Below are 23017 nucleotides of genomic sequence, written 5' to 3'. Positions count from 1 at the left end.
TCGTAACGTAAAAAAGAGAAAGGGTTGCTTAATAGCAACCCTTTTTGTATCTGTAATTTAGTTATTTATCTGTCGATGATAAACGGACTATCTACTCAAATAACTCTTGATGAAGTTTTTGAACCGCCAACTTAGACACAGATTCATCTAGCAAGAAGCATAGGTTGTGTGGGCTTGCTCCGTAACAAATCATACGTAGGTTGAAATCTTCTAGAGTGCCGAATACCTGCTTTGCATAGCCTTTGCTTTCGCTCATGTTGTTACCAATAAGAGCAACGAGGCATAGGTCGTGCTCAATATCTACGGAACACAACTCTTCAAGCTCAAGGCGAGCGGCTTCAGGTAACTCAGGAGCACCACCAGAGGTATCGGTTTGATCGAGAGTCAGTGAGACACTGATCTCTGAGGTAGTGATAAGATCGACTGAGATCTTATGTTTAGCCAGGATCTCGAATACCTTTGCCAAAAAACCATAGGCATGGAACATGTTAGCGCTGCGTAGCGTAACCATGGTTTGGTTGCAGCGTAGGGCAAGCGCTCTGAACAGAGGAGAGCTTTCAACTTGTTGACGAATCCATGTTCCACCAAGCTCTGGTGCTTTTGATGAGCCGACAAAAACAGGGATTTGATGGCGTAGTGCAGGAACCAGAGTTGAAGGGTGTAATATTTTCGCGCCAAAGTTTGCCATCTCAGATGCCTCACTGAAGCTGATCTCTGGGATAGGAGATGCTTTCGATGCGATACGTGGATCTGTGGTGTAGATCCCTGGAACATCAGTCCAGATCTCTAAACCAATCGCTTGTACTGATTCGGCAATTAGTGCAGCAGAATAATCACTGCCGCCACGACCTAACGTTGTGGTGTTACCTTCGCTATCGGCACCGATAAAGCCTTGGGTAACGACAACTTGCTGTTGGCATAGTGGAATCAATTTCTGCTGTGCTAAAGCTGCAATATCTTTTAATTGTGGTTCTGCTTTACCGAAGTCATCATTGGTGCGCATCACTTCTCTGATATCAAAACGAACAGCGGGTGTCCCACGTTCACGAATGATCTGAGTCAGAATATGTGTCGACATCAGTTCGCCACATGCCACTAGGTGATCGGTGAGTTTGGTACTGGCTTGGAATGATGCCGCTTCTGCAGCGCTCGCAATATCATCCAGAATACAGTGCACATCTTTTTCAATGTTAATTGGGTCAGCTAGCTGAGCAAGAATCGTATTATGAATGTCGGTTAACTGTGTCACTAGTTTTTGGCGACGAGTTTTATCTTGAACACCATTCGCGAGCTCAACAAGCAGGTTAGTCACGCCAGAGCATGCGCTACTCACGACCAATTTCGTATTTGAGTTGTTTTCAATAATGGCAGCACAACGGCTCATTGCTTCAAAGTTGGCAACACTTGTTCCACCAAACTTAGCGACATTAAAAGAACCAGCTACATTAGATGCACTCACGATATATCTCCCACGATTTCCTAAAATAAAATTACTGTTGGGTAATCCAACGTCCGATGTTTTTCGAAGAGAGTTTTAGAGCAAAAAAGAGAGGAATTATTAGAATAGTAACCTCAGAAGCTCTTCACCATATAGAAATGGCGACAGTTAACGGGATTCAGCCCGCTCAACCGATAATAAAGGTCCTGCATCCTTTTATTATCTCGGCACTGCTCCCCATGAATGTTTTGTATTGGAAATGCGGTTCCACAAAACACCTGCCTGGGCAGTGCTCCTCTTCTGCTAGATAGCCATTTCATTGAACGTGTTTGCGCAAATAATGTCAATCCGTAACGTGAGATAATTGAAAAATAATTTTAACAATTATGTGACACTGGTTTGACCTCAATACTTATGGCTAATTGCTGAGGTAATCAATTTGCTTTAGGGTGGATTGTTCACAACATTAACGTAAGGGATGTACATGTCTAATTTAACACTCACTGCTGCTATCGATAGCTTTTATCCGCCACACCGAACGTTAATGGGGCCGGGGCCTTCAGACATTTCTCCTCAAGTTTTACAGGCCTTAAGCCGTCCAACCATTGGTCACCTCGACCCGCTATTTATTGCGATGATGGATGAGCTTAAACAACTTCTTAAGTATGCATTCCAAACAGAGAATGAATTTACGATTGCTGTTTCTGCTCCAGGCAGTGCGGGCATGGAAACCTGTTTTGTTAATTTGATTGAGCCTGGTGAAAAGGTCATTGTTTGTCGTAACGGTGTTTTTGGTGAGCGTATGCGCGAGAATGTTGTTCGCTGCGGTGGTGAAGCCATCCTTGTTGATGACGAGTGGGGTAAGCCCGTTTCAGTTGAAAAGGTAGAAAAGGCATTGGCAGAAAACCCCGATGCTGTTGCTGTCGCATTTGTGCATGCCGAGACGTCTACTGGCGCGTTATCGGATGCTCAAGCTATTTCCGCAGTCGCTCGCCAGTTTGATGCATTGTCGATTGTGGATGCGGTGACATCATTAGGTGGTGTGCCATTGTTGGTTGATGAATGGCAACTCGATGCGGTTTATTCAGGCAGTCAGAAGTGTCTGTCTTGTGTACCTGGTTTATCTCCCGTGACGTTCTCTCAACGTGCTGTCGATAAAATGAAAGCACGTCAAGCTCCCGTACAAAGCTGGTTCTTGGATCAGAGCTTGGTATTAGGTTATTGGAGTGGAGAAGGTAAGCGTAGCTATCACCACACTGCGCCCGTGAACAGCCTATATGCTCTGCATGAGTCGTTGGTTTTGTTGAAAAATGAAGGCCTAGACAATGCGTGGTCTCGTCACTATGCGATGCACCAAGAACTTAAAGCTGGCGTAGAAGCTTTGGGGTTGGAGTTTGTGGTTGCTGAAGAGAGTCGCTTACCTCAATTGAATGCGCTTTACTTCCCTGAAGGGATTGATGAAGCCAAAATAAGAACGCAGCTGTTAGAAGAGTATAATCTTGAAATCGGTGCTGGGCTTGGCTCTTTGGCTGGTAAGGCGTGGCGTATCGGCCTAATGGGTTACGGTGCTCGTAAAGAGAATGTCGCTTTGTGCTTAAAAGCGTTACAAGACATTTTAAAATAACGGTAATAAATTGAAGTTTAAAAGAAAAGCGCACGAGAGAATGTGCGCTTTTTTGTGTCTAGGCTATAGGCTAAATGTCATTACAGCAAAATGACTCTAGATTCCTTGGCGTCATTTAGCTGAAGAAATGTTGTTTTCTGCTTCGGATATCTTCTTATACTGAACCTTGGAAAAGTCTCGATTTGGGAACAAGAAGCTCGCTTCACTGCGAATTTGTTCTGCCTTGCTGTGATCGCCTAATCCTTGATATGCGAGAATCAGGTTGGTGTAGAAAGCAGGCCTTGGCTTATTCTTTATGATTTCTAACGACCAATCTATATAAGGAAGGATCAGGCTAGGATCGGCTTTGTAGAGGCCGATATTTAGATAGGTACTGTACACATCCCAATCATAGCGATCTTTCCAGACTACGGGGTTCGTTACCTGCTTAAGAATGTCCGGGTTTTTCGGCTTAGACATTTCAAATTTAGTGAGTACATAATTGGTGTGTAAGGCACTCAGCATGTAAAAACTCACCAAGATAGGAACGACTAAGCTCGACACTCTGAATAGGATTTTACTTACGATACTAAACGGCTGCTGATAGTGGCGAGAAGTCCGTTGGTCGACCCAGTAAATCAAAATGATAAAGGTTATCCAGTGAATCGCCGAGTGGTAAAAAGGATACTCAAGCTGAGAATGTAAGAGCATAGGTATGAATAGCGCAAGTAGTGCTAGACGTGTTCCTTTCGCTGAGCTTGCTATGCGTGACATCACCAACATTGCAGCAATCAAGATCCCGATGATTGGTACTATTCCGCCTTCAACCCCCCAAAACAGGAACTCATTGTGTGGGTGATCCATTGAAGGAAGGCCGGGATGATAATTTGAGTTAAGTTGATGTTGGCGGGCTGTGTATAGCGTGTATTCGGATTCGAATTTTCCGTAGCCATAACCGGTAAATGGCTTTTCGATCATCATATCGAGCGCTTGTGGAAAGGTATAAGCTCGTGGACTTTCTAAGTTTGCTTTTTTACTGGCGAAACTATCAGTTGCACTGAGGCTGATTACCGAAAAGGCGACGACGATACCGACTACCACTGATGCACACCACCCGTAGAAGCGTTTCTTGGTCGAGAACTTGTATAGATAAGGCAGAATGCATACAAACCCAATGACGGCAGCCAACCACCCGGTACGTGATGCGATGATGATCAGCAAAGGTACGGTTAAGGCTGGTGTTAAATAAAGTAGAAGCGACTCGCTAATTTGGTGATTATATTTAGTTGGTTGCCTTGCTAAAAGATAAGCTGACAGCACAAAACCTGTAGCAAGAAAGCTTGCCATAACATTCGGTTGTTGGAATATCCCATAAGGTCTATTGGCCGCAGTGTTGTAGTCAAATAGGTTGCCAGGTTCTAATAGGAAATATTGCACATAGCCAAATAGTGCCTGTATGACAACAGCAAGCACAATGAACCACAATATGCGCTGCTTGTGCTTATTGCTGAACTTAAATTGTTGCAGCACGACGAATAATGTAAAGCCCGCCCACAATCCAAGTAAGCGCCCTGACGCTCCTTGAGGAGCGGCGTTGCTGTATAAAATCGGCAGTGTGAGTATGATGCAGCTTATCAACAAGCCAATCGTTAATTTGGAATACTTGAGTACTCGGTTAGTAGCAAGTTGGTAGAAGCCAATCGCCAGCGTAAAGCTAAGGGCTAACCAAGTGGTTGGATTAAAGGATAAAGTAAGGCCTGAGCCTCCTGGGTTAGGCATGAAAAAATGCATGGCTAATAAGAATACAACAGCTAGAGAGGCCAGAAATGCTTTATTGAGTGGTAGCTTAGTTACCTGATTTTCTAGTTGGGTACCGCTAGTGTGTATTGTTGCCATAAATCCCTAACCTTATAAAAACAGAGCTTGTTCCTTCTGAAACAAGCTCTGTTACTTTAACATTTTTCTGTCTGCTCGCAGGACGCTATTTTACACCTACTTCAAATTTAACATAGGTTTAAGGAAGCGAGCCGTATGCGAACCTTCGACTAACGCCACATCTTCAGGAGTACCTTCTGCAACAATTTCACCGCCTCCTTGACCACCTTCAGGGCCAAGATCTAGGATCCAGTCCGCGGTTTTGACGACGTCTAGGTTATGCTCAATCACGACAACCGTATTGCCGTGATCACGTAATCTATGCAGTACCGTTAATAGCTGTTGAATATCGTGGAAGTGAAGCCCTGTTGTTGGCTCGTCGAGAATGTATAAGGTTTTACCTGTATCTCGTTTCGACAGCTCACGTGCCAATTTAACACGTTGGGCTTCACCACCAGATAAGGTTGTCGCTGCTTGTCCGAGGCGAATGTAGGAAAGGCCAACATCCATTAAGGTTTGCAGCTTACGAGCAATAACAGGAACAGGGTTGAAGTATTCTCGAGCATCTTCGACAGTCATCTCTAGAACTTCGTCAATGGTTTTCCCCTTGTAGCGGACCTCTAGCGTTTCACGGTTATAACGCTTACCTTTACACACATCGCACGGTACATACACATCTGGCAAGAAATGCATCTCTACTTTGATGACACCGTCTCCCTGACACGCTTCACAACGACCACCACGAACGTTAAAACTGAATCGACCTGGCTTGTAGCCACGAGATCGTGATTCTTGTGTACCTGCAAATAACTCTCGAATTGGAGTGAAAATACCAGTGTAGGTTGCAGGATTCGATCTTGGTGTTCGACCGATAGGGCTTTGATCAATATCGATTACTTTGTCGAAATGCTCTAAGCCTTTAATCTTTTTGTGCTGCGCCGGAACTGCAGTTGTTGCACCGTTCAATTGAGTGTGGGCGACTTTAAAGAAGGTGTCATTGATGAGTGTTGATTTACCGGATCCCGATACACCAGTAATACAGCTGAACAAGCCTACAGGGATTGTCGCAGTGACATTCTTTAGGTTGTTCCCAGTCGCGCCAACGATCTCGACGACCTTTTTCTTATCGATAGGCGTTCTTTGTTTGGGGATCGCAATTTCTTTGGCGCCGCTGAGGTATTGCCCAGTTAAAGAATTCGGATTTTCGATGATGTCTTGCATGGTGCCTTCAGCGACCACGTGACCACCATGAACACCTGCGCCTGGGCCTATATCGATAACATGGTCAGCGCAACGAATCGCATCTTCGTCATGCTCAACAACAAGTACGGTATTTCCTAAGTCTCTTAGGTGAACCAGAGTTTGCAGTAGACGTTCATTATCACGCTGGTGGAGGCCAATCGATGGTTCATCCAGCACATACATAACGCCAACTAAACCGGCCCCAATTTGACTTGCTAGACGAATTCTTTGCGCTTCACCACCTGACAGTGTTTCTGCACTGCGTGATAGGTTCAGGTAATTCAAACCAACGTTCACCAAAAAATGCAGACGATCATTGATCTCTTTCATCACTTTATCAGCAATTTGTCTACGCTGGCCGTCTAACTTCAACTCTTGGAAAAATTGTAGTGCGTCAGCAATGCTGAGCTGAACGATTTCTGGCAGTGTGGTATCGCCAATAAAGACGTTTCTTGCTTCTAATCTTAAACGCGTACCATCACAGCTAGAGCATGACTTCGTTGATATGTACTTGGCAAGATCTTCACGCACCGCGCTAGATTCAGTGTCGCGGTAACGGCGTTCCAGCGTATTTAAAATACCTTCAAAGGGGTGACGCTTGACTCGGATATCACCACGATCATTGATGTATTTGAATTCAACTTCAGTTCTACCAGAGCCCTTGAGGATGATCTCTTGAGTTTTCTTTGGTAAAGAGTTGAACGGAGCATAAAGGTCAAAACCATAATGGTCTGATAGCGATGTCAGCATTTGGAAATAGTAATAATTTTTCTGATCCCAGCCTTTTATCGCACCTTCTGCAATGCTTAGGTTCTCATCTAAAATTACTCGACTTGGGTCAAAATATTGTTGAACACCAAGTCCATCACAAGTACCACATGCACCAGCAGGATTGTTGAATGAGAATAGGCGAGGCTCAAGTTCTTGCATGCTGTAGCCACATTTTGGACAAGCGAAGTTTGCAGAGAACACGATCTCTTCTTGTTCTTTATCATCCATCCAACCGACTACGGCGATGCCACCAGAGAGCTCTAATGTTGTCTCAAACGATTCAGCTAAACGCTGTTGAAGATCTGGGCGAACCTTAAAGCGATCAACGACAACTTCAATGGTGTGCTTCTTGTGCAGCTCCAATGTGGGAGGATCGGACAGATCACAGGTCTCACCATCAATACGGGCACGAATAAAGCCTTGAGCCGCTAGGTTCTCAAGCGTTTTAACGTGCTCACCTTTACGTTCTTTGACTATTGGAGCCAACAGCATCATCTTTGAACCAGCCGGTAGCTCTAAGACTTTATCGACCATTTGGCTGATGGTTTGTGCTGCAAGAGGGGTATTGTGATCAGGACAGCGCGGCTCACCAACTCGCGCGTACAGTAATCTAAGATAGTCATAGACTTCAGTAATAGTACCGACGGTTGAGCGAGGGTTATGTGAAGTCGATTTTTGTTCTATGGAGATGGCTGGAGATAAACCTTCGATGTGGTCGACATCGGGTTTTTCCATGAGAGATAGAAATTGACGAGCGTAGGCCGACAAAGACTCAACATAACGACGTTGACCTTCTGCGTAGAGGGTATCAAACGCAAGTGACGACTTTCCTGAACCTGATAATCCAGTGATAACCGTCAGCTTATCACGAGGTATGGTTAGGTTAATGTCTTTGAGGTTATGCGTACGAGCGCCTCTAATTTCTATTTTATCCATCTCAACAGACCATGTAATTTTAAGTGGCTAAAGTATTACATAGAGTGAGATTTGTGCAAAGTTTTACTGGATAAAAAAACAGTAATAAAAAAGGGCGACTCTTTTGAGTCACCCTTGGAATCATTTAATGTGCTGTTAACCAACCGCTCATTGCTATTAATTAAATAGCTAAACAGTGAGTAAGCCAAAATTAGCGATTAAGCTTCTTTTGTGGTTGAGTGCTTACCTAGCTCGATTTGTTGTTGATCTTTTTTATATAGGTTTTCAAAGCAGTAATTTGTTGCTTCGATGTAGCCTTCAACACTACCGCAGTCAAAACGTTGGCCTTTAAATTTGTAAGCCAATACACAGCCTGCTTTTGCTTGTTTCAGCAATGCATCAGTGATCTGGATCTCACCGCCTTTGCCTGGTTCAGTCTGCTCGATAAGCTCAAAGATATCTGGGGTCAGGATATAACGGCCAATGATCGCTAGGTTGCTTGGAGCAGTGCCTGGCTCTGGCTTTTCTACCATGTCATCGACACGGAACAGGTCATCTTTGATCATCTCGCCAGAGATAACACCGTATTTGTGAGTCTCTTCTTCAGGAACTTCTTGTACTGCCACAATTGAACAGCGGAATTGCTTGTATAATGCAACCATTTGAGTCAGTACACCTTGCTGTTCGTTCACACAAAGGTCATCAGCAAGCACAACCGCGAACGGTTCATCACCCACAAGCTCACGCCCCGTCAAGATAGCATGACCTAGACCTTTCATTTCGCGTTGACGAATGTAGGTGAAGTTTGCTGCTTCAATCGTCTCACGAATATTGATTAGCAAGTCTTCTTTATTGGTACCGCTAATTTGGTGCTCAAGCTCGTAGTTCTTATCAAAGTGATCCATCAATGAGTGCTTACCACGGCCTGTAACAATGCACATACCATCCATACCTGCTTCGATGGCTTCTTCAACGCCGTATTCAATCAGAGGTTTGTTGACAACAGGCATCATTTCTTTAGGCATTGATTTAGTTGCTGGTAGGAAGCGTGTACCGTAGCCAGCTGCCGGGAAAAGGCACTTTTTGATCATGATAAGACCCTTTATCTATAATAATTATTGATTCAACTGATTTGTTGATATTTCTGAGGGCAACTCTAGCATATGTTATGTCGAAAATTCAGCAACAATACCTATGATTACTCGAGCTTCCCTCATTATTATTGTCAGATTAGAGGCGAAGCGGTTATGCAAGCAAGTTTTGGTTTGCCCATGCAATAGCTTGGACTCTATTTTTCACCGCTAACTTACGGAATATTTGATAGAGGTGGGATTTGACCGTGAATTCGCTAATGAAAAGGTCATCGGCTATTTGAGTATTTGATGATCCTGATTGAAGGCAGCGAATGACTTGGATTTCACGAATAGTTAAATCAACATTGGTTGGGGTCGTATTGGTATTGACCATGTTACGATAATAAAACAGAAGTTGATTAGTCACCTTCCTTGGTAACCAATTATCACCATCGATCACTTCTTGAAGACCACGAGCAATCTTGTCCTTTTGATCTGTGTTGTAAAAGAGTCCTTTTAATACCCCATAGGTCAGCAGTTCTGAGGTAGGAAGTTGCAGAGGAACATTGAATAAAATTATCTCATGATTCTTCCACATCACGGGTAGGTTAGGACAAATAGCCAATAGCTGTGGTACCTCTTTGTAATCAACGAGTAAGATGCGATTGCTCTGCTTTCTATCAACTAGCATCAATTCACTTGGTGTCATTTTGTAGAGAATAATGGATAAGTGTTTTTCGATTTCTTTTACGTGTAGGTAAGTGTCACTCGGATCGATGCACAGAAAGTGTAAAGTGCGAGCGTATCGAGATTTTCTCATTGAAACGTCCTGTTTATATTTAATGAGATTTCACGTTGTCATGCACATTTTTACTTCTCTAGCACCTTTTATGTGACTTGCGTTGAATATCAACTCTCAAAGTAAATGAGTGGTTTGTAAGTGGAGGAAAAAGCAACATCGCTCTGAATATCATGATTTGTTACGTTTTTAATCTTTGTCGTGAGGAGAGAATAGGAATGCGATTTATCACTGCAGAAAAGCATGCTATTCTTGTGCGCTAAAATTTTCTGAGACTATGAATTTAGACGGAGCAAATCATGGCTAGCCGTGGAGTTAACAAAGTTATATTAGTGGGTAACCTAGGTAATGACCCTGAAATTCGTTACATGCCAAATGGCGGTGCAGTAGCGAACATTACCATTGCAACGTCAGAGTCATGGCGTGACAAAGCAACTGGCGAACAGCGCGAAAAAACAGAATGGCACCGTGTTGCTCTGTTTGGCAAGCTGGCGGAAGTTGCTGGTGAGTACCTACGTAAAGGTTCCCAAGTTTACATTGAAGGTCAACTTCAAACGCGTAAATGGCAAGATCAAAGCGGTCAAGATCGCTACACAACAGAAGTCGTTGTTCAAGGCTTCAACGGTGTAATGCAAATGCTTGGCGGTCGTGCTCAAGGCGGTGCTCCTGCCCAAGGTGGTATGGGTAACAACCAACAGCAAGGTAGTTGGGGGCAACCACAGCAGCCACAACAACAGCAGCAACAATACAGTGCGCCAGCTCAACAGCAGCCGAAAGCACCTCAACAAGCTCCTCAGCAGGCTCAACCTCAATATAATGAGCCGCCGATGGATTTTGATGATGACATCCCATTTTAAGCACTGTTTTTAATATATTATAAAAGCAGTATTAAATTGGAAGAAGCCGCGTTCATCGCGGCTTTTTGTTACCTACAATTCTTAACGCTTTATTTACAACGTCAATTTATAGTATAAGTAGCAATACGGTATAATGTGAGTTGAAAAGGATTTCGTTATTCATGAGATATACCCCGACACTAAAATTGAGCACTCGATTGGTCGCATTTGTCACCGTGATAGTGATCAGTGCGATGTTCATCCTTTTTATTGGTGGCACACTCTCCTTTAAGCGTATAGGACAGGAATATTTAGATCATTATTTGGTTGGCATTGTCGACGTCGTAGATAAAGAGATGGAAGATCCAGATGCTGCGTATTCAATGCAACGTTGGATGCCGAAGATGTTGCAGGCAAGCAATATCGTTGAGATGAAGCTTTCAAACAAAACCGGTATCGTTTACCGATTTAAAGATACCTCCCCACAAATTGATCCAAACCGTCTCTATGAAAGAAGCTTCATTTTAGATCGAAATGAAGGCTATCAAATCGAATTTAAAGCACTCCCCCCTTATATTGGTTACAACTACTCGATTGAAGCTATGTGGTCGATTACTTTGGCGGTGGCATTGATCCTTTTTTGTTTGGCTCGTGGTGTTCGTTGGTTAAAAGAACAGTTAATGGGCTCAGAGATTTTGGAAGAGCGAGGGAGAATGATCCTTGCTGGGCAGGTAGAGGCTCATTCAAAAGGGGACGAGCGAGAATGGCCATATACGGCAAGTGAAGCGCTTGATGTACTGATTGAAGAGTTGAAAGATGCACGCCAAGAGCGAAGTCGCTTTGATACTTTTATCCGCACCCATACTTTTCTAGATAAGCTCACTGGTACAGCCAACCGAGTACTATTTGATAACAAACTTGAATCTGTACTGCATGAAAGTGGCGCTCGTGGAGGCGTTTTACTGATACGTATCGACGAGTGGGAACAAGTTCGAGATTCCAATGACAAGCAGCTCACCGACGGATTTATTATTGAAGTTGGTGAAGTATTGTCGAATATTGTTCAGCGTTATCCCGATGTCATTTTTTCTCGCTATTACGAAGCAGACTTTGCCGTGTTTATTCCGCATCAAGGAACAAAGGATATTGCGACGTTGGCTGCTCAATGTTTAAGGCAATTAGATAAATTGACTCCGCCGGAGCCTTTGGAGTCAGATAACTGGTGCCATATTGGCGTGACAATGTATGTCGAAGGTGAACGCCATAGCCAAATCATGGATGAAACGGAAACAGCGTTAAAGAGCGCTCAGTTAGAGCGCATTAATAACTGGAGCCGTTACCCAAAAGAAAATAAAAGTGAGATAGACAGAGGCAGTGTTCGCTGGAGAACATTACTTGATAAAGCCCTACTACCTGAAAATTTAGTAATCTTTGCTCAGCGGTGTTATCTTATGCCGGATTCCGGTCAAGTTAATGAATTGCATAAAGAAATATTCATTAGAATTCAAGAACCAGACAAAGGTCTATTGAAATCTTCTCGTTTTATGTCTGCGGTAGAACAAGTCGGTTATCAAGCTCAAATGGATCAATCGGTTTTGACGGTTTTGTTTAAGTCGCTGAAAGTATCAACACAGCCTGTCAATTATTCGGTGAACTTGAGTGTCACTCCGTTTGCAAATAAATCACATTTTAAATGGTTCAGAAGTGAGTTGTTACAGCTCTCTGCTCAGCATCGTTCTCAGCTTGCTTTTGAGTTTTCAGAAGGCCATCTAATTACTCACCTTGATTATATGCGACCAGTGGCGAAGATGTTACGAGGGTTAGGGTGTAAAGTGGTGGTTGGCCAAGCTGGGCGAACCATTGTTAGTACTCATTATATAAAGGATTTGAAGGTTGACTATATTAAGCTTCATCGAAGTTTGGTAAAGAAAATCGATCAAAGGCATGAAAACCAACTGTTTGTTCGAAGTCTGATTGGAGCATGCGGTGATTCTCCAACTGAAGTGATCGCGGTCGGAGTTGAGACAAAGCAAGAAAAGAATACCTTGATAGAGTTAGGCATTAACGGTTATCAAGGGAGATATTTCGACGAAGAACAACAAATCATTCCCTTGCCTACTCAAGGGAAGAAGACAGTGAAAGCTGAATCCGTTGTAAAAGTCGGTCGAAGAAATCGATGGCGTAAGAGTAATAGTTAAGCATGAATTTTAAAGCGATTTTAGACAAAATAAAGCCAACGAATAATAACGGTAGTTCTCAAATTGTCCTTTTGGGTAATGATACCGTTTATATTTCATCGACTGAGTCAAAACCTCAAGTCACCAGTTTCCCTGTGGTTAACGGTGACTGGGAAAGTGCGCTGAAAAAATTGTTGAGCAGTGAGTCGCTTACCAGTGATTGCCTTCAGCTAATTGTTTGTGCTAACTACTACCAAACTTATCAAATTGATAAACCGGACATTCCACAGAGTGAATGGTCGGTTGCATTGCCTTTTCTATTGAAAGATCTGATCTCTGAAAGGGTGACTGAGATTACAGCGAGTGCGGTAGCGCTACCGACCTCGAATAAGCTACAAGTGTATGTTTTGCCTAAAAAGCTATTGGACAAGCTTGTAAGCATTACTAATTCAGCACAAGTTGATCTTAAAGGTATTGCTCCCGAAGATGAAGTTTGGGGCTACAGTGCTGGTGAGCTCTCTAATTTCATTCTTTTACAACGCAGCCCCAACTCACATTTTAAGCTTGGTGCATTTGTTGAAAACACGGTTTGCTTCCAAAGAACAATCCGCAGTGTTGTCCCCCCCTTAACTGGTACCGCATCAAGTGCATTGCAGTTGGATGGTCTAGCTTTAGAACTCCAACGATCGATTGATTACCTGTCTTCTCAAATTAAAGGCACTCAACTTCATCAGTTAAAAATCTGCTGTGATGATGAAGATGAAGCTGAATTACAGAGTGTGTTAAATAGCACATTGAGTTCGACCGTTTCTTTGCTTGTTGAAGGTGAACGCGAAAATTCAGAGAAATGGTTAGTTACGCTCGCGGCTGAAAAGAATATTTTTAACGTTAATCTCTACCCTGAGCACCTTAAGCCTAAAAAAGAGTATTTCACTCTAGTGAATGTGGTTATGGTTTGGGGGCTTGTGTGTACCTTGTTGCTTGGCAGTTATAGTGTAATGCAGTATCAAGCATCGAATTTGGATGAAGAGCTAGCAGCTTTACAATATGACTTGAATCAGCTTAACCAAGAAGTTAACCAATTAAACAGTCAGTTAATTCAACATAAACCGTCTCCAAACAAGGTAGCTGCGGTTGCTCGTCTCACTAGTGAGACGCAAGCGAAAAAAGAGGCGTTGAAGGCGGTCGGTCAATTCGATGAATCTCAGCAAGTCGGGTATTCTGGCGTCATGAACTCCTTCGCTCAATTAGGCCGAAATGACATCTCGCTTTCGCATATATACATGACTCACGATACCTTAGAGCTTAATGGTTTTGCCCGTGATGCAAGTGTAGTTCCAAATTGGGTTGGTCAATTTAAGAATGAACTTAATTTAGTCGGACGTACCTTTGAAAAGATAAAGATAGGTCGAAATGAGCAAGATGTGGTGACGTTTGAGTTAAGTACTCATAGGGAGAGTGAATAATGCAACTGTGGAACCAGCTTAGCGATAAGTTCCTTGCATTAAGCCTGAGAGAGAAATGGCTACTTTTCGTGTGTGGTCTAGTGGGCTTATCCATGCTTGTATTTACCTTATTGATTGAACCTGCATATCTTGATTTACAAGAAAAGAATGTGAAGTCGATGAGCCTTACGCAGTCAAATCAGAAACAACAAGGTGAATTACTTGTTCTACAAGCCAAGTTGAACAAAGACCCAGATAAAGAAATTGATCTTGAGTTAAAAAAACTATTGGTTGAGAGCCAAGAGCTATCATTTGAGCTCGCTGAAATCGTTGATAGGTTGGTTACGCCTTCTCAAATGGCGCAGTTATTAGAGAGCGTTCTTAATGCAGGTAATGGACTGAAGCTTGAGTCTTTAGAATCGTTACAACCAGAAGCTATTTCGGACAATCAAGAGAACAGTGACAATTCAAAGTACTTTCTCCATCCTGTTAGAATGGAGTTGACGGGTAGCTACTTCGATATTTCAATTTATCTTCAAGCACTTGAGTCACTTCCTGTGAGCTATTATTGGCGCACGTTTGAGTATTCAGTAGAAGAATATCCCAAAGCTCGACTTGTGTTCGAGGTTTACACCCTAGGTACCAGACAGGAGTTTATTGGTGGTTAGAACTCTAGTGTTATCTTTGCTGTTTGGTAGTTCAGTGGTATGGGCAGAACAAGACCCAACAGCGCCATTAGGTTGGCTTTCGCCCCAACAGAAATCAGCATCAGCTAAAAAGGCGCCAGTTCAATATCGTTTACCGTCCCTAGAGAGCATTGTTTGCAAGGGCGATACACCTTGTTATGCGATTATGAATGGTCAGATTCTCGAACAAGGAGAAACGATCAGAGGGTACCGAGTTAAGAACATAGATCCAGAGTACGTCACTCTGCAGAGAAGCTCTAAGCAGTGGAAATTAGAGATGTTCTCTTTAGATGTTAAGAATAATTAAGGTTAGAGTGAAGACATGCGTAAACTTGTAGTAGCAATTCTAGTGTCATCTTTAGTCGGCTGTTCGATGGGGCATAGAGATCCTGTTGAGATAAAAGAGTCTTTAAACGAATCTATTAATGAAGCGAATAGTAAAGCACTTCATGACTTACCTTCGTCGGTACAAGATGACCTTATGCCTCAGCTAAGTTCGGACTCTATGTCTCCGAGTGTGGAAACCGTCAAGCGCTTTCGTATTCAAGCAAAAGGTGTTGAAGCGAGAACCTTTTTTGCAAGCCTAGTGAAAGGTACTGAGTACAGTGCCGCGATTCATCCAAGCGTTGCTGGAAAACTCACTCTAAATCTAACAGACGTGACGTTAGATGAAGTACTGGCTGTTGCTCAGGATATGTATGGTTACGATATTGAAAAGCGTGGCAAGGTCATTCAAATTTACCCTGCTGGCCTGCGTACAGTCACGATTCCAGTGGATTACTTGCAAGTAAAGCGTTCTGGTCGTTCTTTAACGACGATTACTACTGGAACAATTTCCACTTCAGACTCTAACTCTAACTCGAACTCATCTAACTCGAATTCTAATTCGTCTAATTCAAACTCATCGAACTCGAACTCGAACTCGAACTCTAATTCGTCTAGCTCCACATCTAACGGTGGTACGGAGATTGAAACGATATCTGAAAGTGATTTTTGGCCGCAGCTTGAAGCGGCAGTCGCTCACTTAATTGGTTCTGGTGATGGGCAAAGCGTTGTGGTTACGCCACAAGCGAGTGTGATTACGGTACGTGCTTACCCCGATGAAATCCGAGAGGTTCGTGAGTTCCTTGGTATTTCTCAGAAACGTCTGCAGCGCCAAGTTATCTTGGAAGCCAAAATTATGGAAGTGACACTTAGTGACGGCTATCAACAAGGCATTAACTGGACCAAGATGTTTTCGTCGAACGGTACTAACTACACGCTAGGTATGGGTTCTATCGTTAAAAATGCAGCTGGTACGATCATCCCAGGCAAACTACCAGGCATGGACCCAATCGGTACCGCTTTAGGTGGTCAATCTAACCTCGTTGTTTCCGGAGGTAGCTTTGAAGCTGTATTGAGTTTTATGGATACACAGGGTGACTTGAATGTGTTATCTAGCCCAAGAGTGACAGCAGCTAATAACCAGAAAGCTGTTATAAAAGTGGGTATAGATAAATATTTCGTGACGAATTTATCAAGTTCGGTCGGTAGTGGTGATAACGCGAATGTTGCCCCTGAAGTTGAGCTAACCCCGTTCTTCTCCGGTATTTCTTTGGATGTGACGCCGCAGATCGATGATAAAGGAAATGTGTTCCTGCATGTTCACCCCGCAGTGATTGAGGTGGAAGAGGAAGTGAAAGAGCTTAATCTTGGCTCAACAACTGGTGTTGTGACGCTGCCGTTGGCTAAAAGCTCTATTCGTGAGTCTGACTCCGTGATTCGAGCGCAAGATGGTGATGTGGTTGTTATTGGCGGATTGATGAAATCAAACACCAGTGACATGACTTCAAAAGTTCCATTTCTTGGTGATATCCCGGCACTCGGTCATTTGTTCCGTAATACCAGTCAACTAACTCAAAAAACTGAACTTGTTATTCTATTAAAGCCAACGGTTGTAGGTGTAAATACTTGGCAATCAGAAATGGAGCGTTCTCGAGATCTTTTACAAGAATGGTTCCCTGATGAATAGTAACCACTCACTTTATCAATGCAGATTGGTAGTGAATTACTAAGCTAGGTCGTCTTATGTATCAAGTTCATTTTGATTTTGAACAGTTACCATTTACCTTAACGCCGAATACCGATTTTTTTTATGGTTTAGCACCTCATTTTGAGGCAATTCAAACGGTCATTTCGGCGTTAGAAATGGGCGAGGGGGTAGTTAAGGTTACAGGGGAGGTCGGCACAGGCAAAACCATGGTGTGCCGAATGTTGGTCAATCATCTCAATGATTGTACTGCTTTAATCTACCTGCCTAACCCAGTGCTATCTGGGGCTGACTTACGACAAGCCGTGGCTAAAGAGCTTGGTTTGATTACCGATAATGAAGCCACCTTAGTGGATAACATTCAACATAAACTTATTGAATTGCATAACTCAGGCTTACGAGTGGTTGCGATTCTTGATGAGGCTCAGGCTTTGTCAGATGAAGCTCTAGAGACCTTAAGGTTGTTTGGTAACTTAGAAACTGAAGATAAAAAGCTGCTGCAAATTGTTCTATTAGGGCAGCCGGAATTGGATGCTCGATTAGAGGCTTATCATCTAAGGCAATTTCGTCAAAGAATCACATTTAGTTCGACACTGAGGCCACTGACTCTCGATGAAACAGTGGCTTACATTGATAACCGGATCGCTAAATCTGGTGGCAAATATGCTCCCTTTAGCCTGAGCCATAAAAAAGCGATCTGGCGCTCTTCTTTGGGGATCCCAAGGTTGATTAACCAGTTGTGTCATAAAGCTTTGTTGCTTGCTTTTAGTGAAGATAAGAAAAATATAGAAAACCAACATCTCTTTGCTGCAATGCATGAAACATACGATGTGTGTAAACCTAAATTTAAAACGCCAATGCTGTGGGGTTGGAACTAATTATGAGCGTCATTAATAACGCCTTGTCTGAATTGGCAAAAAAAGAGTCAACAGCATCGATTGAAGCTGCGGTGGTACCTAAAGTAAAAACACGCTCTCCATTGGTTTGGGTGGTCGCAGGTTTTACCCTTAGCTTGGCCATGGGGGGCTGGGCTATATCACAAGGCCCTGCTGTCGATAACTCAATATCAACTCGAGATATACAAGTTTCCGTTATTGATACTTCAGAAGGCAATTCAGAGGGTAGTCCTGAAGCGGCCATTACTCAACCTGTGTCCTCGCCGACTAAGAAGTTAGTGACGCTAGATTCAGCGAACATTTCGGCTAACAACACGGTAATACTAAAAAGTACTCAATCTAAATCGGATTCAGTCATTGCTGCATCAACTCAGTCAGTTACAAAGCCTAAAGTAAACCCTGAATCTCAAGCTATACCTAAATCTCAAAGCACACCTAAAGCAAAAGTAGCAAAGCCAATGCTTGTTGCTAGCGTGGCTAAAAAAGATCCCACACCAGTATCAAATCAACCTGAAACGTCTGGCGATTTAGAAAGTAATGGAATGTTGATTGAGCAGGTAGAATTAACGCCTGAACAACTTTCTATTAATGCTCAAGGCCGAGCTCAGAAAGCTCTTGATGCCAATGACCTTTCTGGTGCGTTGAAAGGTTATAACGAAGCGCTTCGTTATGATCCAAGAAATGAAGATGTCCGTCAGAAACTAGCAATTCTCTATTTTGGTAAAGGTGATACTCGCAAAGCGTATGAGTTATTTCAGTCGGGTATCAAACTCAATATCAACAGTGAAAAACTGCGCCTAGGTTTATCGAAGCTACTTGTGAAAGCCAATCAAGCGGAAGCTGCTTTGAGCCCATTAATACACTTACCACCTAGTCCAACTCAAGACTACTTAGCAATGCGCGCTGCATTAAGTCAAAAGTCTCAGCAAGAAGATATTGCGCTAGAGAGCTACCAAAAATTGACTGAGGTCGATTCAGATAATGCTCGCTGGTGGTTAGGTTTAGCGATTCAGCAAGAACGTCAGCTTGATTTCATGGCTGCAAAGCAATCATACCAAGGAGCATTGGTTAGAGTTGGGATCTCATCTCAGTCGCAAGGCTTTGTACGTGATCGTTTAAAAATACTCAATGCTTTAGAGGAGAGTGGCGATGCAAATTAGATTAAGAAAAAGGCTCGGTGATTTGCTCGTAGAAGAGGGCATCATTACTGAAGATCAAGTTGAACAAGCTCTGGCCGCTCAAAAAAGGACAGGCCGCAAGCTTGGTGATGCACTGATCGAGCTTGGCTTTTTATCAGAGCAGCAAATGCTCAGTTTCTTGTCGCAACAGCTTGCTATTCCTCTTATTGATATTAGCCGAGCTAATGTTGACGTCGAAGCTGTGCAGCTTTTACCTGAGGTTCATGCTCGCCGCCTTCGAGCTTTGGTCATTGGGCGTCAAGGTGACACATTACGTGTTGCAATGAGTGATCCTGCTGATCTGTTTGCCCAAGAATCTTTGCTGAGTCAACTAGGCGACTACGCACTCGAATTTGTCGTCGCACAAGAGAGACAATTAGTTGATGGTTTCGACCGTTATTACCGAAGAACCAAAGAGATTGCCTCATTTGCTGAGCAGCTTCATGCTGAGCATAAAGTTAATGAAGCCTTTGACTTTGATATCGCTGAAGAAGACAGCGACGAAGTTACGGTCGTTAAGCTAGTAAACTCGCTGTTTGAAGATGCTATTCAAGTTGGTGCGTCTGATATTCATATTGAACCAGATTCAAACGTATTACGTTTACGTCAGCGTATTGATGGTGTCCTGCATGAAACGTTGTTGAATGAAGTGAATATTGCTTCTGCACTGGTTTTGCGTTTGAAGCTGATGGCTAACCTCGACATTTCAGAGAAACGACTGCCTCAAGATGGTCGCTTTAATATTCGCGTTAAAGGTCAATCGGTCGATATTCGTATGTCGACTATGCCAGTACAGCACGGTGAGTCAGTGGTTATGCGTTTGCTTAATCAATCGGCTGGCCTACGTAAATTGGAGTTGTCAGGCATTCCGAGTGATTTGCTCGTTCGTCTTCGTCATCAATTACGCCGCCCACATGGCATGATTCTCGTAACCGGGCCTACGGGCTCAGGTAAAACAACGACTCTATACGGTGCGTTAAGTGAATTAAACGAACCGGGTAAAAAGATCATTACCGCTGAAGACCCTGTAGAATACCGTCTTCCTCGTGTGAATCAGGTTCAGGTAAACCCTAAGATTAACCTCAATTTCTCAACGATTTTGAGAACCTTCCTACGTCAGGATCCGGATATCATTCTTATTGGTGAGATGCGAGATCACGAAACCGTTGAAATTGGTTTGAGAGCGGCACTTACTGGTCACTTAGTGTTAAGTACTCTGCATACCAACGATGCAGTAGACAGTGCACTGCGTATGATGGACATGGGGGCTCCGGGTTATCTGGTAGCAAGTGCTGTTCGAGCCGTGGTCGCACAGCGGTTAGTTCGTAAGGTATGTACTGATTGCAAGGTTGATGATGAGCTGGATGAAGCGCGTAAGCAATGGTTGAGTGTTCGTTTCCCAAACCAGCGAGGTACGCCATTTATGAAAGGGCGTGGTTGTCAAAATTGTAATTTGACAGGCTACAGTGGTCGTATTGGTGTGTTTGAAATGTTGGAGCTCGATCAGCCTATGATGGATGCGCTTAGAGCCAATGATGCCGTTGTTTTTGCTCAAACGGCAAGGCAGTCTGAAAATTACAAACCGCTGTTAGCTTCTGCGATGGAATTGGCCATACAGGGGGTTGTGAGCTTTGATGAGGTAATGAACCTTGGCGAAGGCGATGCTTCTGGTGCCACTGATCCAATTTATCTGTAGGGGTAGAGTGATATGCCAACTTATCGTTATGTAGGTCGCAGTTCTGATGGCAGTCAAGTGACAGGCCAGTTGGATGCAAATAACGAAGATCTTGCTGCTGACAGTTTGATGAGTAAAGGGATCATTCCAACTTCGATTAAACTTGGAAAAAGTGGCGGTTCAATCCTGGATATGGATGTATCCAGTCTGTTCTCCCCGAATGTGCCTTTAGAGGTGTTGGTTCTGTTTTGCCGACAGTTGTATAGTTTAACTAAGGCGGGTGTTCCGCTATTAAGATCGATGAAAGGGTTAACTCAACATTGTGAAAATAAGCAACTGAAAGTAGCACTTGAAGAAGTGGTCGCTGAACTCACAAACGGTCGTGGGTTAGCGGCGTCGATGCAAATGCACCCTAAGGTATTTAGTTCATTGTTTGTATCGATGATCAGTGTTGGTGAGAATACAGGTCGTTTAGATCAGGCATTGTTACAACTGGCTGGATACTACGAACAAGAGGTTGAAACTCGAAAGCGAATCAAAACGGCAATGCGTTACCCAACGTTCGTGATTACTTTTATTACAATCGCTATGTTTGTCTTGAATATATTCGTGATTCCTCAGTTTTCGAGTATGTTCGCGCGTTTTGGGGTCGACTTACCACTTCCAACTCGTATTTTAATGGGAATGTCTGAGTTCTTTGTTAATTACTGGGGGTTAATGCTTGGATTAATCTTTGGTCTTGTTTTTGCTTTTAAAGCATGGGTTAAGACAGATAAAGGGTGGGAAAAGTGGGATCGGCTGCGCTTAAAAATGCCAGTGATTGGTGGGGTGGTCAATCGAGCTCTATTGTCGCGCTTCTCACGTACTTTTGCTTTGATGCTAAAAGCAGGTGTACCGCTTAACCAATCGTTATCGCTATCGGCTGAAGCTTTGGACAATCGTTTTTTAGAACTTCGTGTTCAAGGTATGAAATCGGCAATAGAAGCGGGAAGTACCGTTTCTTCTACCGCGATTAACAGCGAGATTTTCACACCACTCGTGATACAAATGATTTCTGTGGGTGAAGAAACGGGTCGTATTGATGAGTTGCTGCTTGAAGTTGCGGATTTTTACGACCGAGAGGTTGATTACGATCTAAAAACGTTAACCGCTAGAATTGAACCTATTCTGTTGACGATCGTTGCGGGAATGGTGCTGGTTTTAGCTCTGGGTATTTTCTTGCCAATGTGGGGAATGCTGGATGCAATCAAAGGTTAGGGGATGCTGAATAACCTACAGCGCTCACGTTTTGTTATTTGGGTTACGGTTATTCTTTTTCTCGTTATGGGATTGCTTTCTGTATGGAAAACAGTAGAAGAAGAAGCAACGAACACGGCATTAATCGTTGCGAGCAAGCGAATTCTTGAGCAAGCGAATTTGTTCAAACAGCAGTATTTGTTATCTGGTGTGGAGCAAAAGAATGATGCGAAACCGCCAAAGACTTACAGCAGAACGGGGTGGGTTATGCCAATTCAAGACTCGGCTCGAAATTGCGGTTATTGGTTGGAGCAATTATATCCTAAGGGGCGTATTTTAGGTCTCAGCTCTCCAAACATTGAAGACAAAAGTGATAACATTCATTTTCATTGCCGTTATCATTATAGTGATAAGTATCAGATAGATATATTACTCAAAAAAGAAAGATTTAGTGTCAAAGTCAATATATTGGCCTTGTGAACGTATTGACGCTGTTTTTATGGTTTTATGCATATTCAAATGTATAATGCGCATTAGCAATTAGATGAGTAGGTAGAAAGTGCTTAAAAATCAAAAGGGTTTCTCCCTAGTTGAGTTAGTCATAGTGATTGTTGTTGTGGGTTTATTAGCTGTTGCAGCTTTACCCCGTTTCTTGGATGTGACAGACGAAGCCAAGAAAGCCAGTATTGAAGGTGTCGCGGGTGGTTTTGCGACAGGAGTACTTTCAGCAAGAGCGCAATGGGAAGCAGAAGCTCGTCCATCAGAAAGAATTGGTGTTGAAACATACAATACTGTAAATTACGATGGTGTTGATTTTTGGCTAACCAGATCAACAAGTAGCAATGGAAGTACTAATTTTAGAGACGGCTACCCATGGTCTATAAACACCAATTCAGCTTCAGCTCCGTCTAATGATGTGACCGATGCTTCGTGTGTCGATTTAATGGAAAATCTACTTCAGAACCCTCCTAAGGTTGGAACATTAACCAATGTGGCAAATGGTTCGAATTACAAATATTCAGCGCAAGCGGATAACAGCAATGACTACTGCACTTACATTCAATTGGAAGGCGGTACTCAGCATCAATTCGTTTACGAGATTAGAACTGGTCGTGTGACCGTAACACTGCAGTAAACCTGCGT

Annotated in this window: 18 protein-coding genes and 1 riboswitch; of the genes, 13 read left to right on the top strand and 5 right to left on the bottom strand. The window is 43.2% G+C overall.

Going from position 1 to position 23017, the window contains the following annotated elements; translation table 11 throughout:
- Positions 1–91: 91 nt before the first annotated feature.
- Positions 92–1459, bottom strand: a complete 1368-nt coding sequence (lysC, locus tag MED222_RS06550) for a lysine-sensitive aspartokinase 3 (RefSeq protein WP_009847874.1) — start codon at positions 1457–1459, stop codon at positions 92–94.
- A gap of 109 nt (positions 1460–1568) precedes the next feature.
- Positions 1569–1746: riboswitch (Lysine riboswitch) on the bottom strand.
- Between the two features lie 176 nt (positions 1747–1922).
- Between lysC and MED222_RS06555 the strand changes: the two genes are divergently transcribed.
- A complete protein-coding gene (locus MED222_RS06555) occupies positions 1923–3062 on the top strand; it encodes a pyridoxal-phosphate-dependent aminotransferase family protein (RefSeq protein WP_009847873.1) in 1140 nt (379 codons plus the stop codon).
- A gap of 111 nt (positions 3063–3173) precedes the next feature.
- Here the strand turns inward: MED222_RS06555 and MED222_RS06560 are convergent, their stop codons facing one another.
- From MED222_RS06560 to MED222_RS06575, 4 genes are all read right to left on the bottom strand, one after another.
- Positions 3174–4937 (bottom strand): PglL family O-oligosaccharyltransferase, encoded by a 1764-nt coding sequence (locus MED222_RS06560; RefSeq protein ID WP_009847872.1) that lies wholly within the window; start codon positions 4935–4937, stop codon positions 3174–3176.
- Between the two features lie 96 nt (positions 4938–5033).
- Positions 5034–7865 carry an excinuclease ABC subunit UvrA gene (gene uvrA / locus MED222_RS06565; RefSeq protein ID WP_009847871.1) on the bottom strand — a complete coding sequence of 944 codons (2832 nt, stop codon included), beginning with the start codon at positions 7863–7865 and terminating at the stop codon, positions 5034–5036.
- A 197-nt stretch (positions 7866–8062) separates the two neighbouring features.
- Positions 8063–8935, bottom strand: a complete 873-nt coding sequence (galU, locus tag MED222_RS06570) for a UTP--glucose-1-phosphate uridylyltransferase GalU (protein WP_009847870.1) — start codon at positions 8933–8935, stop codon at positions 8063–8065.
- Positions 8936–9089: 154 nt separating this feature from the next.
- The gene (locus MED222_RS06575; protein WP_009847869.1) at positions 9090–9737 is read right to left on the bottom strand and encodes a LuxR C-terminal-related transcriptional regulator; all 648 of its coding nucleotides are present in this window, start codon (positions 9735–9737) and stop codon (positions 9090–9092) included.
- Positions 9738–10015: 278 nt separating this feature from the next.
- Between MED222_RS06575 and MED222_RS06580 the strand changes: the two genes are divergently transcribed.
- The 12 genes from MED222_RS06580 to MED222_RS06635 all read left to right on the top strand — a co-directional run bounded on the left by MED222_RS06580 (position 10016) and on the right by MED222_RS06635 (position 23009).
- Positions 10016–10573 carry a single-stranded DNA-binding protein gene (locus tag MED222_RS06580; protein WP_009847868.1) on the top strand — a complete coding sequence of 186 codons (558 nt, stop codon included), beginning with the start codon at positions 10016–10018 and terminating at the stop codon, positions 10571–10573.
- A 161-nt stretch (positions 10574–10734) separates the two neighbouring features.
- Positions 10735–12750, top strand: coding sequence for an RNase E specificity factor CsrD (gene csrD, locus MED222_RS06585; protein WP_009847867.1), 2016 nt, complete (start codon positions 10735–10737; stop codon positions 12748–12750).
- 2 nt (positions 12751–12752) lie between these two features.
- The gene (locus MED222_RS06590; protein WP_009847866.1) at positions 12753–14195 is read left to right on the top strand and encodes an MSHA biogenesis protein MshI; all 1443 of its coding nucleotides are present in this window, start codon (positions 12753–12755) and stop codon (positions 14193–14195) included.
- Positions 14195–14842 (top strand): type 4a pilus biogenesis protein PilO, encoded by a 648-nt coding sequence (pilO, locus tag MED222_RS06595; protein WP_009847865.1) that lies wholly within the window; start codon positions 14195–14197, stop codon positions 14840–14842. The genes MED222_RS06590 and pilO overlap by 1 nt, the downstream gene beginning before the upstream one ends.
- Positions 14835–15167, top strand: coding sequence for a hypothetical protein (locus tag MED222_RS06600; RefSeq protein WP_009847864.1), 333 nt, complete (start codon positions 14835–14837; stop codon positions 15165–15167). Before pilO ends, MED222_RS06600 begins: the two co-directional genes overlap by 8 nt.
- 15 nt (positions 15168–15182) lie before the next feature.
- Complete coding sequence (gene mshL / locus MED222_RS06605) at positions 15183–16871, top strand: pilus (MSHA type) biogenesis protein MshL (protein ID WP_009847863.1); 1689 nt, start codon at positions 15183–15185, stop codon at positions 16869–16871.
- Between the two features lie 56 nt (positions 16872–16927).
- Positions 16928–17767 carry an ExeA family protein gene (locus tag MED222_RS06610; protein WP_009847862.1) on the top strand — a complete coding sequence of 280 codons (840 nt, stop codon included), beginning with the start codon at positions 16928–16930 and terminating at the stop codon, positions 17765–17767.
- Between the two features lie 2 nt (positions 17768–17769).
- On the top strand, positions 17770–18945 hold the full coding sequence (locus MED222_RS06615; RefSeq protein WP_009847861.1) for a tetratricopeptide repeat protein: 1176 nt from the start codon (positions 17770–17772) through the stop codon (positions 18943–18945).
- Positions 18935–20659, top strand: a complete 1725-nt coding sequence (locus MED222_RS06620) for a GspE/PulE family protein (protein ID WP_009847860.1) — start codon at positions 18935–18937, stop codon at positions 20657–20659. Before MED222_RS06615 ends, MED222_RS06620 begins: the two co-directional genes overlap by 11 nt.
- 12 nt (positions 20660–20671) lie before the next feature.
- A complete protein-coding gene (locus MED222_RS06625) occupies positions 20672–21895 on the top strand; it encodes a type II secretion system F family protein (protein WP_009847859.1) in 1224 nt (407 codons plus the stop codon).
- Between the two features lie 3 nt (positions 21896–21898).
- Entirely contained in the window at positions 21899–22354 is a 456-nt protein-coding gene (locus tag MED222_RS06630; RefSeq protein ID WP_009847858.1) for a hypothetical protein, read from the top strand.
- Positions 22355–22433: 79 nt separating this feature from the next.
- On the top strand, positions 22434–23009 hold the full coding sequence (locus tag MED222_RS06635; protein WP_009847857.1) for a prepilin-type N-terminal cleavage/methylation domain-containing protein: 576 nt from the start codon (positions 22434–22436) through the stop codon (positions 23007–23009).
- The last annotated feature ends 8 nt before the right edge of the window (positions 23010–23017 follow it).

The sequence above is a fragment of the Vibrio sp. MED222 genome (assembly GCF_000153005.1).
Taxonomy (GTDB): Bacteria; Pseudomonadota; Gammaproteobacteria; order Enterobacterales; family Vibrionaceae; genus Vibrio; species Vibrio tasmaniensis_A.
This window is presented reverse-complemented; position numbering and strand designations above follow the sequence as displayed.